This is a genomic window from Roseiconus lacunae (genome assembly GCF_008312935.1).
GTDB classification, from domain to species: Bacteria; Planctomycetota; Planctomycetia; order Pirellulales; family Pirellulaceae; genus Stieleria; species Stieleria lacunae.
In genome coordinates this window covers 1-18240 of the sequence record NZ_VSZO01000004.1, presented here as the reverse complement: position 1 = coordinate 18240, position 18240 = coordinate 1, and the positions used below count along the sequence as shown (strand labels likewise).

Annotated in this window: 19 protein-coding genes and 1 pseudogene; 7 read left to right on the top strand and 13 right to left on the bottom strand. The window is 55.7% G+C overall.

The features are described from left to right. Positions 1-11: 11 nt before the first annotated feature. From FYC48_RS08375 to FYC48_RS08360, 5 genes and pseudogenes are all read right to left on the bottom strand, one after another. Positions 12-632, bottom strand: a complete 621-nt coding sequence (locus tag FYC48_RS08375) for a methyltransferase domain-containing protein (protein ID WP_235034145.1) — start codon at positions 630-632, stop codon at positions 12-14. Positions 633-704: 72 nt separating this feature from the next. Beyond that, a pseudogene (locus FYC48_RS28795) lies at positions 705-839 on the bottom strand (putative RNA methyltransferase); the annotation flags it as partial. 7 nt (positions 840-846) lie between these two features. Next, positions 847-1206: a hypothetical protein gene (locus tag FYC48_RS08370; protein WP_149496260.1), complete on the bottom strand. Its 360-nt coding sequence runs from the start codon at positions 1204-1206 to the stop codon at positions 847-849. 197 nt (positions 1207-1403) lie between these two features. Then, a complete protein-coding gene (locus tag FYC48_RS08365) occupies positions 1404-2219 on the bottom strand; it encodes a methyltransferase (protein WP_149496259.1) in 816 nt (271 codons plus the stop codon). Continuing rightward, on the bottom strand, positions 2219-2878 hold the full coding sequence (locus FYC48_RS08360; RefSeq protein WP_149496258.1) for a TerB family tellurite resistance protein: 660 nt from the start codon (positions 2876-2878) through the stop codon (positions 2219-2221). The genes FYC48_RS08365 and FYC48_RS08360 overlap by 1 nt, the downstream gene beginning before the upstream one ends. A gap of 115 nt (positions 2879-2993) precedes the next feature. Here FYC48_RS08360 and fliW point away from each other — a divergent pair, with 115 nt between their 5' ends. Together fliW and csrA are read left to right on the top strand one after the other, a co-directional pair. Further along, positions 2994-3485, top strand: a complete 492-nt coding sequence (fliW, locus tag FYC48_RS08355; RefSeq protein WP_149496257.1) for a flagellar assembly protein FliW — start codon at positions 2994-2996, stop codon at positions 3483-3485. A gap of 502 nt (positions 3486-3987) precedes the next feature. Next, positions 3988-4212: a carbon storage regulator CsrA gene (csrA, locus tag FYC48_RS08350; RefSeq protein ID WP_149496284.1), complete on the top strand. Its 225-nt coding sequence runs from the start codon at positions 3988-3990 to the stop codon at positions 4210-4212. A 35-nt stretch (positions 4213-4247) separates the two neighbouring features. On the opposite strand, the gene FYC48_RS08345 is transcribed toward csrA, so the two are convergent. Together FYC48_RS08345 and FYC48_RS08340 are read right to left on the bottom strand one after the other, a co-directional pair. Further along, entirely contained in the window at positions 4248-4757 is a 510-nt protein-coding gene (locus tag FYC48_RS08345; protein WP_149496256.1) for an acetolactate synthase, read from the bottom strand. Between the two features lie 160 nt (positions 4758-4917). Further along, positions 4918-5946: a 6-bladed beta-propeller gene (locus FYC48_RS08340; RefSeq protein ID WP_149496255.1), complete on the bottom strand. Its 1029-nt coding sequence runs from the start codon at positions 5944-5946 to the stop codon at positions 4918-4920. 216 nt (positions 5947-6162) lie between these two features. On the opposite strand from FYC48_RS08340, the gene FYC48_RS08335 reads away from it, so the two are divergent. After that, positions 6163-6591: an acyl-CoA thioesterase gene (locus FYC48_RS08335; RefSeq protein ID WP_149496254.1), complete on the top strand. Its 429-nt coding sequence runs from the start codon at positions 6163-6165 to the stop codon at positions 6589-6591. A 21-nt stretch (positions 6592-6612) separates the two neighbouring features. Here the strand turns inward: FYC48_RS08335 and rnc are convergent, their stop codons facing one another. The 3 genes from rnc to FYC48_RS08320 all read right to left on the bottom strand — a co-directional run bounded on the left by rnc (position 6613) and on the right by FYC48_RS08320 (position 9493). After that, a complete protein-coding gene (gene rnc, locus FYC48_RS08330) occupies positions 6613-7503 on the bottom strand; it encodes a ribonuclease III (RefSeq protein WP_149496283.1) in 891 nt (296 codons plus the stop codon). A gap of 551 nt (positions 7504-8054) precedes the next feature. Beyond that, entirely contained in the window at positions 8055-8939 is an 885-nt protein-coding gene (locus FYC48_RS08325; RefSeq protein WP_149496253.1) for a cysteine peptidase family C39 domain-containing protein, read from the bottom strand. Positions 8940-9115: 176 nt separating this feature from the next. Next, positions 9116-9493: a hypothetical protein gene (locus FYC48_RS08320; protein WP_149496252.1), complete on the bottom strand. Its 378-nt coding sequence runs from the start codon at positions 9491-9493 to the stop codon at positions 9116-9118. A 418-nt stretch (positions 9494-9911) separates the two neighbouring features. Between FYC48_RS08320 and FYC48_RS08315 the strand changes: the two genes are divergently transcribed. From FYC48_RS08315 to FYC48_RS08300, 4 genes are all read left to right on the top strand, one after another. Beyond that, positions 9912-11726, top strand: coding sequence for a DUF1549 domain-containing protein (locus FYC48_RS08315; protein WP_235034144.1), 1815 nt, complete (start codon positions 9912-9914; stop codon positions 11724-11726). 84 nt (positions 11727-11810) lie between these two features. Further along, positions 11811-13085 carry a DUF1501 domain-containing protein gene (locus FYC48_RS08310; protein ID WP_235034143.1) on the top strand — a complete coding sequence of 425 codons (1275 nt, stop codon included), beginning with the start codon at positions 11811-11813 and terminating at the stop codon, positions 13083-13085. Positions 13086-13260: 175 nt separating this feature from the next. Next, a complete protein-coding gene (locus tag FYC48_RS08305) occupies positions 13261-13815 on the top strand; it encodes an RNA polymerase sigma factor (RefSeq protein WP_149496249.1) in 555 nt (184 codons plus the stop codon). Then, a complete protein-coding gene (locus tag FYC48_RS08300) occupies positions 13812-16058 on the top strand; it encodes a cysteine peptidase family C39 domain-containing protein (protein WP_149496248.1) in 2247 nt (748 codons plus the stop codon). The genes FYC48_RS08305 and FYC48_RS08300 overlap by 4 nt, the downstream gene beginning before the upstream one ends. A gap of 143 nt (positions 16059-16201) precedes the next feature. Here the strand turns inward: FYC48_RS08300 and FYC48_RS08295 are convergent, their stop codons facing one another. From FYC48_RS08295 to FYC48_RS27665, 3 genes are all read right to left on the bottom strand, one after another. Next, a complete protein-coding gene (locus tag FYC48_RS08295; RefSeq protein ID WP_149496247.1) occupies positions 16202-16774 on the bottom strand; it encodes a sigma-70 family RNA polymerase sigma factor in 573 nt (190 codons plus the stop codon). Between the two features lie 134 nt (positions 16775-16908). Beyond that, a complete protein-coding gene (locus tag FYC48_RS08290; RefSeq protein ID WP_149496246.1) occupies positions 16909-17769 on the bottom strand; it encodes an ATP-grasp domain-containing protein in 861 nt (286 codons plus the stop codon). A gap of 45 nt (positions 17770-17814) precedes the next feature. Beyond that, positions 17815-18240: hypothetical protein (locus tag FYC48_RS27665; protein WP_200836564.1), on the bottom strand; the 426-nt coding region annotated here is incomplete at its 5' end.

The window sequence follows — 18240 nt, the reverse complement described above, 5'->3', positions numbered from 1 at the left end:
CTGACGAATCGCTAGCGTTGAAATACCATCAGGTCGGCGTGAAGGGTCACATTCATCTGTTCGACGCTTTGGATTCGGGAATGTTGTGAATGGCGGACGGCCCGGTAGGTCATCGCCAGGGCATCGGTAATCGCTGGCTGATCAAGTTCGACCGAATGACGCCAGGTGGCTTGCCGTTGAAGTTTGAAACCCACGTCGGCAAACTCGTCAACGATCGCTTTCCAACGGCTGCGGCGTTTGCCAACCGTCTGTACGAGTTCGCGTAGCTCGATCAAGTCTTCTTCGCCGGGGACCGCGATCATGCATTGGCCATCGTCGCATAGCACGCGAGCAATTTCAGTGACCGGTCGACGCCCAAACAGCGACATCAATCGTCCCGCGGTGCCATCGGCGAACGGCAGAACACGATCAGCATTAGCGAGCACCCAAGTCGCGTCGGGCCATTGCCGGGCAGCCAAGCGGATCGCGCGTTTCGAGAGGTCGATACCGCAAAATGTTTCGGGACAGTCGTCGAAGAGTGCCTTACCAAAACTGCCTTCGCCACAACCGAGGTCGATCGTTCGGCGAGTGCAGCTCAAGTCCAATGGGTGTTCGGACAATAATTCAGAGAGCGTTTCGATCAGCCCGACCATGTGCCCTCGGTTGATCCAGCTCTGTCGAGCCAAGACAGCGTCGTCGCTATCACCTGGCGATTTACTGCGGCGATCCTGTGGTTGAGTCAGATTGAAGTAGCCTTCGCGTGCGGCGTCAAAACGGTGCCCTTCGGCACATCGCAGGCCACCATTGGTTCGTTCGAGCGGACGGTCACAGCGGCGGACAGAACAGCGGAGAGGAAAAATCGTTGAGCTAATTATTGCTAAACCCCAGTCCCACCGTGGCCTCGCGTCCGAGCGGGTTGTTCAGAAAAGCGTCGTGGCATTGTTCGCAGAGGTCGTATTGCTGGCAATGATCGGTTGATTCGGCGTCGTCGAGGTCACCGAAGTCGTCGTCGGCAAAGCATTGCGGTTCGATGTCAGGATTGACTTCGCGTTGCAACTGATCGTGCAGCTCTGCCAAATGGTCGACTTCGTCTTCTCCGCCTTCGTTTCGAATGTGGCCGTGTGAGTCATCACACGAGGCCGCATGAATTTCGATCTCGACAACGTACCTAAGTTCCGTTTCCGGATCGATCGCGCGTTTGCAGCGATCACAGGTGTAGTGGATCATAGGCGATTCCGGCTCGCGTCCGTTTGATTTAGGTTGGGCAAAGGAAAGGAACATCCTTGCAGATTGGACGATCGGTCTCGTCCGCAAGCACTCATCTTGAAATGAGTCTCCTTTGCCATCGCTATTCATGTTAATAGGGAAAAAGTCGGCGCCGCAAGCATTTTTATTGCTTCGTCAAATCGGGATCGATTTGCGGGCTACTCCTCTTGACTTGCGCGAATCTTGGGGATTTGATCCCGCCCCAATCGCAATTCGATCAACATTCCCGGTAGAAAATCTTGGGGTAGTGATTCGAGTTTGCGATCGTCGAGGACCTTTGTTTGGAATCCTCGGGCTTCGGCTTCGGATAGCAAACGCGTAATTGCTGGGACGTGCCCGTATGCCAACAGGCAGCGGCCGCCGGGAGCCAAACGTTGCGGCAAGCCATCGAGGATCGAATCCATCAGTGCGAAGCTCGGATCATAGAACGCGTGATCAAGTGGTTGATCGATCGTGCCGTCTTCCCACGGCGGATTGGAAATGATCAGATCAAAGGTTTCGTTGGGCTTGAGAACGGCGAAGGCGCCAGGGCTATCGGCATCAACCTGGCGGACTTCCAGGGCTGACTCGAGTTCCAGCATCGCTGCGTTGTACTGGGCGTTGGCGACCGCTGCCGGATTGATGTCAGTGGCGACGACGTTCTTCGCACCATGATTCGCGCACGTCAGCGCGATCAGCCCCGTGCCCGTACCGATCTCGAGCACGTTGCGCCCCTGGGCGATCCCATCGTCGGCAATCATTTTACGTAGTGAGATTGAATCATCTGGTTCCCAAAACACGTTTTCAAATTGAACCATGTCACCCGGCAACGCGCCGTCCATTGGGATGACATGTTCAACGTGGAAGGTGTAATCAAGGTCGGTGCGTTCTCGTTGGCATCCGCCGACGCACGTCATCACCAGGCAAGTGATCGCGATCGAGCCCAAGATCGAAGTAAGCTGATCGAAAAACATTTGGAGAGACGCTGTTTTCATCAGACATGTTCCCACTGCAAGGCTTCTCCGATCGCTTTGTGATACTCTTCGTCGCTTAAGCCAAGCAGGTCCTTCATGTCGGCCAATAATTTGATCTGTGAATCGCTAAGTTCACCTTCGGCGGTAGCGGCAAGAAACATCGCTTGCAGTGCCTCGACTTTTTGATCGCGATTCCAGCGGTGCGAAACCGAGGTGACATAGTTTCGAGCGCGAACCTTGTTTTGTTCCGCGATCGAACAGAGTTCACCGAGTTCCTCGCGATCGATCGGACGCCCAAATAGATGGCTTCCCAGACCGAGCAGTGATTCGATTTCTGCTTCGGACATAAAGCCATCGTCGAGCACGACCAAGATAGCGCTACGTAACGCTTGGTCGTGAAACTGATCGGCCGAAAGTTGCCCGCTTGTCTCGCCGTCGGGCCGAACCTGCGAGGGGTGTTGATAGTCAATGGTAAGGACCGACGGATCCCACTTTTCGCGGCAGCCCCCGCAGACAACAAATTGTTCGGCGCCGCCGATGGGGACGACAGGGATAAAGTAAAGCGTCAGAAACGGTCGTCTGGAACGCAGGCGGTAATCCTGAGTGGACACACAGGTCGGGCAATAGAACTGGCCTGACTCACGCGTCCGCGTCAGATTCATCGTTCCGATCAGAATCATAAGGCTCTCTGGTTTTGGTTGTTCTTTGCCGATTTTGTCGATTCGAACAGTGCGTCCGCCGATATCGATATTGTAAACCTATCCAAAGTCATCTGAAGCGTCCCGAGCCTACGCGATGCGAATCGAAACACAACGATTTGGAACGATCTCTCTCGATCAAGATCAGTTGTTCCTGTTTCCTGCCGGCCTGATCGGAATGGAATCTCTGCGGGACTGGGCCTTGTTGCCAGATCTTGAAAATGAATCCGTTGCCTGGCTGCAAAGTGCATCACGTGGCGATCGAGCGTTACCGCTGATCAGTCCGCGGGCGTTCTTTCCGGATTACCGGGTGCAAGTTTCACGGCGCGAGCTGACCAGCTTGCATCTGAAGCCAGGGACGGAGACTTACGTTCTGACGACGATCTCGGGGCACTCGGGAAAGCTGACTACTAACTTGCGATCGCCGATCGTATTGAACCTCAGCCGTCGACTGGGATGCCAAATCATCACTGACAACGACTATGCGTTGCAGCAACCGGTGCATTCTCTTGCCGGGGCAAGTGACGTCGTTCGCGAGCTGACGTCGACAACGACGGCCAAGCTTTCTGCGAAGAAGTCGGCGGCTTAACAAACGTTCGATCCAGAGGTGGCGGCTCGGGCGATGGTCGTCGGCGTGACTCGGTCGATGCTTATCGCAGATCATTTCCTCCGGCTCGTTCGGTAGGGGGTGTTTCGCCCCAGACAGCGATGGACGACCACGGTCGGGCCTGAGATCGTCGTTCACTCGTCGGCGTATCCAAAAGGATTGTTCATCCGGTTTGCGCCGGTTGGTCCGGTGTCGATCGTGCTTTGATGGTCTGAAACGCCGTTTGAAGCACGACCTTCGAATCAATCCGGTTGGAGGGAGCGACCGTCACGACCGGCATCTGCCGACTTCTAACAAACGATATCAAATTCATCGCCCTGCTCGACGATGTACACCCCAGGCGACGAGGCCGAACGGCATCCTTCGCCACTTTCCACTGCGGATGATTTGATTCGTCATGATGACGAGTCTCCCACTAGCACCACCGCATGGACGTTACCTGCTAAATCCGTTACCTCTTGAATCCAATGATGTCGAGGCCAACATGCTGGTCCTATCCCGACACCGCGATGAAAGCATCATGATTGGCGACGACGTTGTTGTCACGATCGTCGATATCCGTGGCGACAAAGTTCGCCTCGGTATCGAGGCGCCGCAATCCATTCCGGTTCACCGCCAAGAAGTTTATGACGCGATCCAGCGAGAGAATCGCCGCGCGTCACAAACAAGTTCCGCCGCGACGAAAGACGTCAAGCCGCCGCGCGACTGAAGAGCCGGCGGTGAACTGTCACCAGTCCAACTGCACTATTGATCCATCGTGGGGTTATCGTCGAGATCTCCCTCGGTGATGATCGTGAAACCTTTTTCATTTAAGGTTTCCATCGCCATCTCGATGTTCTCCACCATGATCGCCACCGCTGGCTTGCCATGAGGGCGAATGATCAGCGGGTACGTTTGGATGATATTAAGTTCCGCTTGTAACAGAGCGGTGCAGACGCGCAGTAGCGGTTGCGGACCCTCGGGAAGCTGGACTCCGATCAAATCGGTTTCAATCAGCGCGAGCCCACTTCGCTCCAGAATCTCTCGGCCCCGGTCGGCATCGCTGACCAGGAAGCGAACGAATGCGCACTCGGCGGCATCGTTGATCGACAGGGCACAAATGCGGATCCCGGTGCCTTCGAATCGACGCACCACTTCCAGCAATTGCCCCACGCGGTTTTCGAGGAAGATCGTAAACTGTCGAAGCGCCGGAAAGTTGCGTCCCCGCATCGTTTCGAATTTCGTTCCTGCCCCGCTTCCCTGATCTGAATCCATGTCGGCCTCGTCTTGTCGGCACTCCAAAGGCGTTTTCGACGGTTGCGCGGCAGACAGCGATCAACCCCATCCTCGTGGCGGGCTGTCGCCGTGTAAGCTCGGTCGTCGTGTTTGCCCAAACGCTTAAAGCTGGAAGTTTACGTGTTTCGCTTCGGTGCGGTCAATTCGGCTGCAAATTCACCCGTACCAGCTTCATCAAACGCCCCGAAACGTTCCAGTCCTGAACGTAAAGATTGCCATCTCGGTCCCAGTACGAACCATGCGTGCCGCTGAAGACCCCTTCCACCCAGTCCGACTGGGGGACGTTGAAGTTGCGGCCTTTTTTGCGGTCAGGGTTGTTTCCGAGGACTGCGATGATTGTGTTCGATCGATCAAGAATCACCAAACGTCCGTGCAGGTCAGGCACTGAGACGTAATCTCCGGAGACGGCTACCGACGTTGGCATTCCCAAGCCGGTGATGACTTCTTCGATGAAGTTGCCCTCCAGGTCGTAATGCAGCAGTCGGCCCTTGGGTTGATGGTTGCGATCGCAAATCAGTAATCGATGCGGTTCATAGCGAGTGTCCAGCGTCATTCCGTGCGCGGTGTTGAACTCCTTCATCGCATTTCCCTTGGTCCCGAAATGGCGAAGGTACTTGCCGGATTTGTCGAACACAAAAATATGGTTACTCGCATAACCATCGGAGAGGTAGATGTCGCCGTTGTCGGCCACCGTGATCGCGGTCGGGCTAAATCGCTTCAGTGCGAGCCCAGACTCCGTCGGAAACGGTAGGCGCAGCACGACGTCTCCGCCTCGTACGCGAAACTTGATGCCTTCGGCGTTCTTGTTACGCGCGCCGTAGATGTACTCTTCACCATCTTCCTGGCGGATTTCCATGTCGTGCAGGTTGCTGTAGTCCTCGCCCAAGTAGGTATGGACGATCTTGCCCTCGGGGGAGAACACAAACACTCCGGCTTGGGCACTGGTGTAGATGTTGCCTTCGGTATCGATCACGACGCCCCCATGAGTGGGCCCCAGCGGTGAATTGCCGTCCGGTCGCAGTCCCCAGCCGGGAACTGTTTCAAAGGTCATGTCGCCACATCCCATTCGGACCGGCTCGGTTGCCCGGACGACGGTCGTTGAAATCGTCACCAAGATTATCGCGACGAAACCCCACACCACTACCAATCCCGCGTTTGTTCGCGTCATGCTTAACCTGCCTAGCAACGAAAGAAACCTGAGTCAGCACCCAAGTCGGGTGTCATTAAAAACTGCCCATTGTAACCAGTGTAGGGATTTGCTGCGGCGGACAGATCGACGAAACGCAGTGGTCAGGGCAATCAAGGTTCAGGGCAATGACGATTTCATCGCTCAGGCTTATGCTGTGTCGATTGGTTATCCATTTTCCCAGGCGGAACGATCACGATGAACAGCGCCTTAATTCAATACACCCACGAGATCCGAGTTGGCTATCACCAAACCGATGGGCAGCGTAGGGTGCATCATTCAAACTACCTGAATTACTTCGAAGACGCTCGGGTCGAAATGCTTCGTGCCGGTGGCATGCCATACAAGGCAATCGAGGATTCCGGTCGGCTTTTGGTCGTCACCGAGATGAACGTGCGCTACTTCGCACCCGCCGATTTTGACGACCTACTCCAGGTGGAAGTCGTGACGACGGAGATTCGAAAAGTTCGATTAACGCACCACTACCGAGTCCTGCGCGAGCAGACGTTGCTTGCCGAAGCCGACTCGGTCATCGCCAGTGTCGATCCGACGGGGCGTCCTAAAAAACTCCCGCCAGAAATTCTGTCGCTCGCTAGCAAGCTCGGTAACAAAGCAGGAACGCTTTAATTACCAATTCCCGCTGCCGCCCTACGATCGCTCTTCCCCGGGAGGCTCTTCCGCCGGATGCGATTCTGCGGAATGCGATTCGGTCAAAGGAAACGGAATCGACTCGTTGCTCATTTCGGCTAACGCATTTGCCGCTGCCTTTTGTTCGGCTTCTTTTTTGTTGCTGCCCCACGCGGCGGTGAATTCGTTTCCGTCGATGACGGCGCTGATCAGAAACGACTTGCGGTGATCCGGCCCCGTCTCGCGTTTCAGGCGGTATTGGGGTGTGCAGGCAATGTCGCGCTGGGCACGTTGTTGGAGGGTCGACTTGTAGTTGGTCGAACCCTGGCTCTGGACGGCAGTTTCGACTTCGCGACGAAGCCAACGGATCAGTCGTTGCCGAACGATCTCGTGTCCGCCATCAAGGTAAATCGCCGCGACGATGGATTCGAAGACGTCGCTGACGAGTGAGCGTGGATAGCTGCGATTGCGGGTGACTCCACGGCCGACGATTAGGCATTCATCGAGTCCGATTTGGCAAGCCACTTTCCCACATGTCCTGCGGCTAACGACAGCCGACTTGATCTTTGTCAGATCGCCTTCGTTGTACTCGGGGTACTCTTCGTACAACCACGAACAGACGACAAAGCCAAGGACTGAATCGCCGAGGAATTCGAGCCGTTCGTTGCTGGCCAGGCGATGTGCCGCGCCGGAGGCATGTGTGAGCGCATTCTGTAGCAGCTCCAGATCGTTGAATTGATAATCGATCAGTTCTTGGCAGCGGACAAGTTTTGCGGCGTGATCGAGTTCGCCATCCGCGGTACGAGCTGTCGGCACCAACCGAATTTCTCGATCGGTTGACGGGCCGGCACTTTTGACGTCGGGTGGGTTCCGCTCGGGCGATTCGTCGGACGATGTCGCGTCCTGTTCAATCGCTTGTTCAGGTGTCGGCGACGAGGGGACTGTAGGCCGGAGGCCTTCGGGTTCAGAATCAGACAACGTTCTCAAGGCGCACGTGTGATCGAGGCGGACATGGGAACAAATTCCATGTCAGTTCGCACGCGTCGAACGTAATCGCCGAGACTGTTTGCGGATCGTTCGATGGCGACCGACGCTCATTTGACGAGGCTGTTGTGGACCATCGTCATCGCAAACAAGCAACGAGAAGATTGACACAAACCGAACCAACCAAGATTCCCATTTCGCTTGCGTTCGTCTCGATCGTAAGCCGAGTAAAGACGCTGCAATGGTGGCAACCGAACGTTGGTTCAGGTCATGTCACACGCCGGCGATCGGGGCATTTATCTTGGTGATTCCCGACCCGCCCGCCGGTATGCGACGCGTTCATCATACGTTAGCAGGTCGTTCATTTCGTCGGTAGATCTATCTCGGTAAAATACACGTCGCGAACGCGCCGTATTCACTCGCCATGGACTCATAGTGGCGGCCGTTTTGCAGGCGCCGGAAAGCGAGGTCAGATGCGATTAATGCCGAGCAAGATAGATCGCTTCACCGGTGAACACTCGACGAAACTCGTCGTCTTGAAAGTATCGCCAGCCCACCGCTGGGTCCGCTACTTTCCAAAGCCCGTCGGGCGTGCGACCGTGGACCATCACCGCGTGTGCATCGCCGTCGGTACCGAGAAGACGTCGGACCGTGTCGCCGTGACCGCTACCGCGAAAACAGATGACAGCGAGGTTGGGAAGTTGATTGCGCGTTTGCCAATGTCGCGGATCATCGTCGGCCACGGCGACGCTGAATTGGCTGCCTTCGGTGGCCAGTCGTAACCCTCGGACCAAGCCTAAAGACGAGGTGCCATGTCCACTGGTCAAGCATGCATCCGCCATCATGGCTTCCGATGAGGCTTCGGACCAACCGAGCCGATTCTTGGCCCAAGGCAAGAGGGAGTGATGGCGTAGCAGTGTTGCCGCGGCAGCCGGTCCGCAGCTCGACTCGCTGCTTTGCAAACAAACGTTGTTTTGCCAGGTGGTTTGGGACGCAAGTGTGATGGGATACAAGTTGGGGCGGACCACCGGTTGCACCAGAAACCCAATCGCAAGGAACAGCATCGCCAGTGATGTTCCCGCACGCCAGCTACGCCGCAAGCTGCACGCGTTTGTCGCCAGCCCGGCCGTGAACGAAAGGAAGATCGGTAGCCAATTTGACCAACCCATCGCCGCTGGCGTTGAAAACGCACTTGCCCAAAACAGGCGGTTGGCGAGCCCGAATGCAAAAATCAACAAGAGGAGCAGACACTCAACGAGCAGCAGAGGCCTGCCATGGTAGACCGATAGCGAAAGCTTCCAGCCGGCGACAAACGCCAGCGAAGAAACCGCCGAGACAAACGCGATTGCAATCCATAAATCCATTACATCCCCGTTTCCAATTCACCAAGCGAACTAACAAAAATCGGCCGCTAGGTCGAGATGCACCAATGATGCCAGAATCGACTCCATATAAAGAAACGGTTAAGAAAAGGTGTTTGGCAAGTTCAGGTTGGCGTAAATGCGGCCATTTTGTCAAAAAAAGAAGCACAACTTGACGCTCATTGCCACCGGCAAGCCCGTGGGGTGGTCGGCAATCGGTTCCATGAGAACGCAGGTGGTGGCGTATTTTCGCTGAGATGTGTCAGTTCAAGCGTCTCACTATAACGGGGTTGAAAGTCTTCCAGGTACACGCGAGCGGATGATTCGGTCGGGAACCAAGTCGCCGCCGAAGTGGGCCCCCACTGACCATTGGCGATTTGCAAATAGATCCGGTCGTCAGGGGGGGCTGTTGGTGCCGGAGTCTTCCCCGCTTGCCCATCGGTGCCGGTCGGGCAACGACGTCGGGTGATCAGCCAGCCGGTTTTAACGGCGCCGGCTTGCGCGGCCGCGGTGTGGGTGACTGCGATGTCAACGTACGAATGCGATGAATTGATCATGGCCAAGGGCTCCCGGTGAACGTGAAGATCGGGCAGGCGGTTAGAAGAACCCGCGTAGGTTGATCGATTGCAATGACACGTTTGGTCAGTCGCCAGGCTTTCTCCCGGTGGCCGCCGGTGTCGCGGTGGGCGGGATGTCGCTTGCATCGGTTGCCCCCAGTGAAGTAGAGAAAGGTGGCCCCCAACCTGTCAGAAAGATCGGCTTGTCCGGGAATAAACGAGTTTTCAGTGGGTGCAGGTTTTGCCGACCTCGGGGCAGATCGCGCGATAAGATTGAAGGACAATCCCTGTATTCGGACAGGTACCATTGCCCTCTGCCTTCGTTTCAGAGGTAGGGAAATCGGGCGCCATCAGATTGGCGTCGGCTTACCGCCGCTTTTCACCACATCAGACTCTCTGGCAAATCGGAAACGACTCGATGACAACCTACAGCGTCGCGAATCATCGTTGGCCTGCATTGGATCGCAAGTCAGCACTGCGCAGTTCGGCACCGCGCCGTTCGGCACCGCGCCGTTCAGCACCGCGCAGTTCAGCACGGGGTTGGATGACGCTGTGCCGGTCGGTGCTGGGGATGGTTGTCGCTTTAACGATCGGAAGTGGATTCGCCCATGCGGAGCCTGGGCCGGAGGCCACGCTCGAAACCGCACCGGCGACTACCGGGCGTTCCCCGATCGAGACGATCAATTACTACATCGAGCAGGGATGGACGGATTATGAAATCACCCCATCGAAAGAAGCGGATGATCTGATTTGGTGTCGTCGCGTTCATTTGGACATCATCGGCCGGGTTCCGACGATGGAGGAAATGAAGGCTTTCATGGCGGACAGAAAATCTGATCGCCGGAAAAACTTGGTCGAGCGATTGTTGCATGATGATCGGTATACCGAGGAGTATTCCAATCATTGGGCCACCGTGTGGGCGAATCTGTTGATCGGTCGCAGCGGTGGGATGGACCGTCGTGATCTGACCAATCGCGATGGGATGATGAAATATTTGCGGGACAGTTTCGCCGCGAATAAGCCGTACAATCAGATGGTGTTTGAGCTCGTTACCGCCGAAGGGGCAACCAAGCCAGGCGCGCCAGGGTTTAACGGCGCGGTCAATTTTCTGGTCGACAAGGTCAATGACGAGAAAGCGGTGTTGGCCGCCAGTAGCGTTTCAAGAATCTTTTTGGGCCAGCAAGTTCAATGCACCCAATGTCACAATCACCCCTTCAACGATTGGAAGCAGCAGAAGTTTTGGGAGTTCAATTCTTTCTTTCGTCAATCACGGGCCTTACGGCGATATGTCGATGGGACGCGTGACATTGAATTCGCCGAATTGGTCAGCGAGGACTTCGCGGGTGAAGCGGGAGACCCAAGCGACGCCTTGGTTTTCTACGAAATGCGTAACGGGCTGACTCGTGTTGCTTATCCGGTATTTACCGATGGCACAGAAATTGAAAAAAGCGGTTTCGTCGACGAGGTCAATCGCCGCAAGGAGCTAGGGCGATTGATGCTCGAAAGTGAAGCATTAGATTTGATGGCCATCAATCGGCACTGGTCGATATTTCTGGGGCATGGGTTCACCCGTCCGATCGATGACATGGGACCGCATACCAATCCGTCGCATCCGGAACTCCTCGAAGAATTGGCAGCTGAGTTCCGTAAGTACAGCTACAACATCAAAGATCTGATCACTTGGATCACGCTCAGCAAGCCGTATGGATTGAGTGCCGCACTCGGCAGTAACAATGCGATCGATGACCCGTCGGTCGGTGAGACGCCAAAGTTTTCGCGGTTTTATCTCCGGCAGATCAGTGCCGAGCAGCTCTACCAGTCGCTGGTCTCACTCTCCGGTGGAAACTCGCAAGGAACCTACGAGCAGCAAGAACGAAAACGTCGCGAGTGGATGCAGCAATTCGTCGTTACGTTCGGAACCGACGAAGGAGACGAGGCGACCACGTTTGATGGATCGATTCCGCAAGCGTTGATGCTCTTCAACGGCGAGTTGACTAAGAACGCGACGAGCACGAAGCCGGGGAGTTTCCTGGCAGAAATTGCCGTGAGCGGAAAAACCATTAGCGATCGACTCAATCGGCTTTACCTGGCCGGGTTGGCTCGACGTCCCTCCAAGCGAGAGACCCGATTGGCCGGCGAGCTTTATCGGGCCAATGGTGGCGACGAAGCGGAGATGATGCAGGACCTCTGGTGGGCGATTTTGAATAGCAACGAATTCATCATGCAGCACTGACCTGTGGATGCGTGGGTTCGATCGCTCGGTTCACGCGTTTAATCTATTAGCAACCCAAACTCTTCTTTCGATAGGCAATCTGCGATGATCTCGAACTGGAAAACTCCCAACGGCATGAGCCGTCGCCATTTCATGAATCACATGGCGGGAAGTTCGGCTGCGTTTTCTGCGGCGATGACGTTGGGCGGGGCGATCCAGGCCAATGCCGAGGAAATGCGCAAGAGTCACAAGTCGGCGATCATGCTTTGGATGGGCGGCGGGCCTCCGACAATTGATATTTGGGATCTTAAGCCGGGAGCTCCGACCGGGGGGCCATTCCGGCCGATTTCAACCACCGGCGACATGCAGATTTGCGAACACATGCCGATGGTCGCCAAGCAAATGCATAACCTTTCGGTCGTGCGTAGCATGTCGACCCGGGAGGCAGATCACAATCGTGGTCGTTATTACATGCACACCGGCTTCGTGCCGAATCCCAACATCGAACACCCAGGGTACGGGTCAGTCGTTGCACACGAATTGATCAGTCAGCGGCCGCAACTGGAGATCCCACCGTTTGTCACCATTGGTGGGGCGAGTAGCGGACCAGGATTCTTGGGGATGGCGTGGTCGCCCTTCGCCGTGACCAGCAACGGCAGAATTCGAAATTTGAGTATGAATCTGGAGGACGGCCGCTTGCGGCGCCGAATGGCCGCCCTGCAGGAAATTGAGTCCGGGTTCGCGACTCGAACCAACGACAATCCCGCGACCGAGCATGGCAAGGTCCTGAAGAAAACGTTCGATTTGCTCACCAGCAGCCAAATGGAAGCGTTTCGAGTCGAGAAAGAAGACGAGAAAACGAAGGAACGCTATGGCAATGACGGCTTCGGCCAAGGCTGCTTGCTGGCGCGTCGTCTGGTCGAAGCAGGCGTGCCTTTCGTCGAAGTTGACCTCGGCGGCTGGGACCTTCACAACAACACCCACCAAACGCTTTCGACGACGAAGCTACCGCAGCTCGATCGTGCGATGAGTGCCCTGGTGGAAGACCTGGAACAGCGTGGGTTGTTGCAAGACACCGCGATCATTTGGATGGGTGAATTTGGTCGTACCCCTCGAATTAACCAAAATGCGGGGCGTGATCACTGGGCCCGAGCTTGGTCTTGCGTTGTCGGAGGGGCAGGAATTAAAGGCGGATTAGCTGTTGGGCAAACCAACGGCGACGGAACTGAGGTAGAATCAGAGCCGTTCCGTAGCGAGGATCTGATGGCGACGGTTTGCGAAGGGTTGGGGATTTCTCTGGAAACCACCTTCATGAGCAAGAATCGTCGCCCGATGAAAATCGCTAATGGAGGAAAAGTAATCAGCGAACTCGTGGCTTAATTGCTCGGTGGATGAAGTCAGCTTAGGCGATCCTTCGCCGAACTCGACTGAGCCGAACCCCATTTCGATGACTCAGTCAGACAACCCATCCATACCGTCCAGCGATCAGGCACCATCGAAGCCGGCGTCACCTAGTGGCGAGTCGCACAGGCAACAATCGCATCAAGATGCTTCCATGGGTGATGAGGCCGGAAGTGGCTTGACGGCAGAGAATGGCAACCAATTGCAAGCCGGTGAACTCGTTCGCCGGCATCAACGTGGCGTTTGGCGTTATCTGCGAATGCTCGGTTGTGACGAGGCCACGGCGGATGATTTGACGCAGGAGACATTTTTAAGGGTCCTTCGGCGCGACGAGTTTGTTCAACACAATGACGGCGCGACGGCCGGTTATCTGCGACGCACCGCCTACAACCTGCTTGTTTCGCGGCACCGAAAACTCGGGCGAATGCAAACGATAGCCGAACCCGAATTGCTCGATGAAACCTGGGACCGTTGGGCGGGCAAAGATTTGTCCGGTGATTCCGCCGTCGAAGCTCTCGAAGACTGTTTTAAACGATTAACCGAACGGGCGCAAATCGCTTTACGAATGCGGTTTGACTCCAGTGCAAGCCGCGTTGAAATTGGCGAAGCATTGGGGATTACCGATCATGGTGCCCGCAATTTGATGCAGCGAGCCAAGCAACAACTGCGAAACTGCGTCGAAGAAAAACTAGACCTGTTGGACGAATGATGTCGCCTTCTGACCGATCCAAACCGAATTCATACGACGATGCCGATCCGATGATCGACGCATTGTTGATGGAGTTCGTATCCGGAGATCAGAGCCGGCGCCGTCAGCCGCCGGATTTGACCGCGACTATCCTCGCGCGGCTCTCTAGTACGACGGATGTCGATGCAGATCCCCAGGCGGCCTTCGATCGTCCCGCACAGCAGCCTCCGTTGCCCAACCCAGCCAGCGGTCGGCGCCGACTGGATGTCGATGGGCAACCACTCGCTCCTCCGGTCCACCTCGGAAATAAATTGACCTCGGCTGTGACAGCCAACGCACAGTCGCCCGACGACGGTGATCCCGTTGTTGATTCGTTATTGAAAGAGTTTATTTCGGTCGATCCGGGTAAGCGAACGGTTCCGCCTGATCTTTCCGCCGCCATTTTGTCTCGCTTAAACGACTCTGTCGTGATTTCCGCCGTTCAGCCGATGCCCCGCAGACATTTGACGGTCGTGAAAACGCTTTCCGCGATCGTCGCGATGGCAGCTTGTGTCGCGGGTGTGATGTATTTGGGCCCCCGGTCGCAAGTTTCGCCAAGCCCGATCAATGGTTCGTCAGAGCAGCTGGCCGGCGATCAGTCTATGCAGCCCGACGGCACCGAACATTCGCCGGCTTTGCTCGCTGAAAGTGCTCCGGGCGATTCAGAGCCGAATCGAGAACCTCTGAGAGGAATACGACTCGATCAGCCGCTGGTCGCTTCGAGCGATCGCGACGCCGAAGGGCACAGTGCCGATTCACCGTCGGGGACTGTCGATCGCCAGCTAGATTCATCGGCGCCCGGCGTTAGAGTGGCTTCCGAAAGTGTCGTCGTTGGCCACATCGAACATGTCGCAACGACAACCGCGTCGATAGCCAAAGAGTACTGGAAGTCGGTCGGTGTCAATCCAACTCCACGGGCTTCGGATGCCGAGTTGGTCGTACGGCTTCAACGTCGACTGGGGGTCGAGGTTCCCATCGAAGCGTTTGCACAGCCTGAACGGTTGCGTGATGAATTGGCTAAGCCAAGTCGAGCACGCGAGATCGCGAAACGATGGTTGGCTCTCTCTGCAGACTGGAACGTTGGGGCGATCGACCGCGATGACAATCAATCTTTGATCGAAGAATTGTCCCGAAGTGTGGCCGGCGCGACTTCGATGGATACTACGTTGGTTAGTCTGATCTCCGGAGAGAACAAGCACTCCGAAGATTGGTATCGCATCATTGGACGCGACGGAAGCGAGGGGATCGCTCGTCGATTGGCTGGGTTGTCGATGAATGCGGACTTACGTTGCGTTCGCTGTCACGATTCGACGATCGGACGTAATGGGACGCAGGACGACTATTGGTCTTTCGTCGCATTGGTGCGCAGTCACGTCCATAAAGACGAGGATCACTGGACGGTCGAGCAGAAACGAAAGCAGGTCCCCACGTTTTACGAATTGATCGACGGTCGCCAACGTTTAGCTGTTCCGCAAGTAAGCGGGAATTTGACCGGCGGCGACCCACTGGTTGACTTCCAAGCCTGGGCACAGACGCTTAACCGTAGCCAACGCTTGGCTTCAAGTCTTGTCGATTCACTTTGGAAGCTGGTTCACGGTCGTCCATTGCAACCTTCGCCGGTCGATGCGTTTGCCCCGCCGACCGACAGCAATCTGCATCGGTTGCATGATCAGCTCGCCACCGACCTGCGTCACAGTGGCTTCGATATCGCACGAACATTGGCGCTAATCGTGTCCTCGCCGATGGCGACCCGCAGCGTACCACAAGAGCTCCGTCCGGAATCGATGCTAACGACCAGCGATCACGATCGTGATCATGCGCTCGATTTGGTCACCGCGTTCGCCGCAGCGGTTGAGCCACCGCCTTCATCACGACGTGATCGAATTGAAGTGGCGATGCAAAAAGCCGGCGGGCGTTTGCTCGACGACGGCACTCTTTTGGCCCAACCGGCGCAGGCCAAGCTGACACCGCGTGACCTTTCAAGCACTCCGAAGCTGACGCTCAGCCGAACCGATCAGATCAGCGTGGATTTCCCCGGGGACGACGCTGGCCTACCCGTTTCTTGGATTCGCTCGATCGACTCCTTTGATCAACGTGTCCAGCATTTGGTTTATTTGTCTGGCGGTCGAGATGTCCCACCGGTGATTTCTGAAACTGCCGAACGGCTTCGCCAAACCGGTTCCGAAGACGCCGCACTTAGTCGTATCTGGTGGATCTTGCGTTAGTGTTTATCTCGGAATGTTGAACACTCACCATCTTTTGTGAGTTATCCGATTGTTGCTCGGCTTCAGTTTTCGGCTAGCGCTGACCAGCTGATTGAGCATGCTATCTCATTTGGCATTTCACCGGGGTGACGTCTGCCGTCGGCTCATTCTTCTTTTAAGAACTGATACAGCTTTGCACGTGCCAATCTCCAGTCACGCTCAACGGTGCCTTCGCTGACACCCAGGACCTCGGCGGTTTCTGGAATCGATAAGCCGGAGAAGAAACGCAGTTCGACGACTTCGCGTTGACGCGGTGATTCCTTTTCGAGCACGTCCAGCGATGCGTTAAGATCTTCGAAATTGCATCCGTTGCTGGTTTCAAAGTTATCCAGCACGACGTCTAGTGATCCCCGTTCGTAATCGCCGCCGCGTTTGGCAGCGTTCCGTTTGCGGGCATGATCGATCAAGATTTGTCGCATCGCGCGGTTGGCCGCCGCAAAAAAGTAGCGTCGGTCGGTTGCGTTGCCGATCGCATCGGAGTCAAGTAATCGCACACAGGCCTCGTTGACCAGTGCAGTCGCTTGAAGCGTATGATCGGCCCGTTCTCGTCGCATTAACGCCGATGCCATCTGACGCAGCTCGGATTGCAGTTGTTCAAAAAGTTGTTCTCTGACGGATTCGTTGCCGCTGCCTAATTCACGCAGCAGCATCGACACATCCTGTGGGGACTGATTCATTACGGTCGCTCAGATTGGGGCACATCTTTTTGCATCCAGGTGATCGCTTGAATGCGCGAGGTTAATCATCAATCAAAGCATAGCCGATTGGAGGCCGCGAGAGAGTTTAACTTCGACATCACGATCGGATTGTGCTAATCGACAAGAAAGGCAAGCGTTTGGTCGGCGAGTTGGTTTTCGCAGGCGTCATCAAATGCGACGAACATTGGAAATGAATTGATCTCCAAAAATACTGGCTCATCGAATCCGTCACGGCAGCGAAAGTCGAGTGCGCAATAATCAAAGCCAATTTTGGAAACCAATTGTTCGATCGAATCGCGAAGGTTGCTCGGAACAACGATTCGACGAACGACGACCGAGTCATCGGTGCGATAATCGACCGCATTGGTTTGCAGATGAAACGCGGTTAGTTCACCACCGATGCTGAAGATGCGAAGGTTTTCACCATCAAGTTTTTCCTGGACAAATTGAGGCGTCAGGTTAAGCAAACGCTCCGGATGTTGGATCTCACGAACGACGTGGGCATGGTCGCCGCCTGAAAGTGGTTTGGCGATCGTATTTTCGGGGGCCGGATGATTGATCAGCGGTGTCGCATCGCCGATCACGATCGTATCGGGGATCGAAAAACCAAATTGACGTGCGAGTTTTAGGTTCCGCGATTTGTTGTTCGTATCACCTGCCGTCGAACGATTCAGCCATTTGATGTGCGTCCAGGTATGGGCGAACGATTCGCACAATTCAAACGCGGCATGGTTGTTCGTTGCGTCGTCGCCAAAGACGTTGTATCGCAAGTAGATCGATTTTGGACGTACCGATCGGTCGCCCAAATCGATGGTGGGATGCTGAAAGTCCCAGGCGATTTGCCGAGCCTGTTCGAGGTCGGTGTCCCAAAATACATAATCGACATCCCTCAAGTGAGCTTGGTCGACGATTCGGCATGTGTTGGGATCACTTTGTCCTCCAACGATCAAAAGTTGGCAGGGATCGACATCCATGGTGGAACGCCTTGTTGTAAATGGGCGAGTTTGCGAAGTTGATGATCACCAGCGGCGAAAGCCTTGCCAAGGACTGCGCTGCTGACGCCAGCGACTTGCATCAGGAAGGATCCATCGCGTGGATTCCTCACCGGTCGCGTGCGTCGTTACCTGAATCGGTGGCGACACCTGTGATTCTTCGCCCAACGCCATCGTTGTCTTTTTGCCCGGACGCTGGACATCGGGTCTCGTCGGACAGCTCTGCTCTTCGCCCATTGCTTTGGTGGTGACTTGCGGAGGCCGCTTGCCCGAAGACTCTTCGCCGATCGCCATCGTCGTCGGACGTGGGCGTGTCACCCGCGACTCTTCACCGACGGCAAGCGTCGTTGGCGTTGACTCTTCGCCGCTGCGTTCGGTTGTCGGTAAACGTTTCGGAGTGCCCGGGTCGTACTGCGGACCAGACGCTTTCGGTTTCGAATCGACGGGGGGGGG

What these genes read in the sequence shown, in the direction of transcription:
- FYC48_RS08375 (WP_235034145.1), bottom strand. Translation starts at nt 632, where the DNA reads ATGGTCGGGCTGATCGAAACGCTCTCTGAATTATTGTCCGAACACCCA.
- FYC48_RS08370 (WP_149496260.1), bottom strand. Translation starts at nt 1,206, where the DNA reads ATGATCCACTACACCTGTGATCGCTGCAAACGCGCGATCGATCCGGAA.
- FYC48_RS08365 (WP_149496259.1), bottom strand. Translation starts at nt 2,219, where the DNA reads ATGAAAACAGCGTCTCTCCAAATGTTTTTCGATCAGCTTACTTCGATC.
- FYC48_RS08360 (WP_149496258.1), bottom strand. Translation starts at nt 2,878, where the DNA reads ATGATTCTGATCGGAACGATGAATCTGACGCGGACGCGTGAGTCAGGC.
- fliW (WP_149496257.1), top strand. Translation starts at nt 2,994, where the DNA reads ATGCGAATCGAAACACAACGATTTGGAACGATCTCTCTCGATCAAGAT.
- csrA (WP_149496284.1), top strand. Translation starts at nt 3,988, where the DNA reads ATGCTGGTCCTATCCCGACACCGCGATGAAAGCATCATGATTGGCGAC.
- FYC48_RS08345 (WP_149496256.1), bottom strand. Translation starts at nt 4,757, where the DNA reads ATGGATTCAGATCAGGGAAGCGGGGCAGGAACGAAATTCGAAACGATG.
- FYC48_RS08340 (WP_149496255.1), bottom strand. Translation starts at nt 5,946, where the DNA reads ATGACGCGAACAAACGCGGGATTGGTAGTGGTGTGGGGTTTCGTCGCG.
- FYC48_RS08335 (WP_149496254.1), top strand. Translation starts at nt 6,163, where the DNA reads ATGAACAGCGCCTTAATTCAATACACCCACGAGATCCGAGTTGGCTAT.
- FYC48_RS08325 (WP_149496253.1), bottom strand. Translation starts at nt 8,939, where the DNA reads ATGGATTTATGGATTGCAATCGCGTTTGTCTCGGCGGTTTCTTCGCTG.
- FYC48_RS08320 (WP_149496252.1), bottom strand. Translation starts at nt 9,493, where the DNA reads ATGATCAATTCATCGCATTCGTACGTTGACATCGCAGTCACCCACACC.
- FYC48_RS08315 (WP_235034144.1), top strand. Translation starts at nt 9,912, where the DNA reads ATGACAACCTACAGCGTCGCGAATCATCGTTGGCCTGCATTGGATCGC.
- FYC48_RS08310 (WP_235034143.1), top strand. Translation starts at nt 11,811, where the DNA reads ATGATCTCGAACTGGAAAACTCCCAACGGCATGAGCCGTCGCCATTTC.
- FYC48_RS08305 (WP_149496249.1), top strand. Translation starts at nt 13,261, where the DNA reads ATGGGTGATGAGGCCGGAAGTGGCTTGACGGCAGAGAATGGCAACCAA.
- FYC48_RS08300 (WP_149496248.1), top strand. Translation starts at nt 13,812, where the DNA reads ATGATGTCGCCTTCTGACCGATCCAAACCGAATTCATACGACGATGCC.
- FYC48_RS08295 (WP_149496247.1), bottom strand. Translation starts at nt 16,774, where the DNA reads ATGAATCAGTCCCCACAGGATGTGTCGATGCTGCTGCGTGAATTAGGC.
- FYC48_RS08290 (WP_149496246.1), bottom strand. Translation starts at nt 17,769, where the DNA reads ATGGATGTCGATCCCTGCCAACTTTTGATCGTTGGAGGACAAAGTGAT.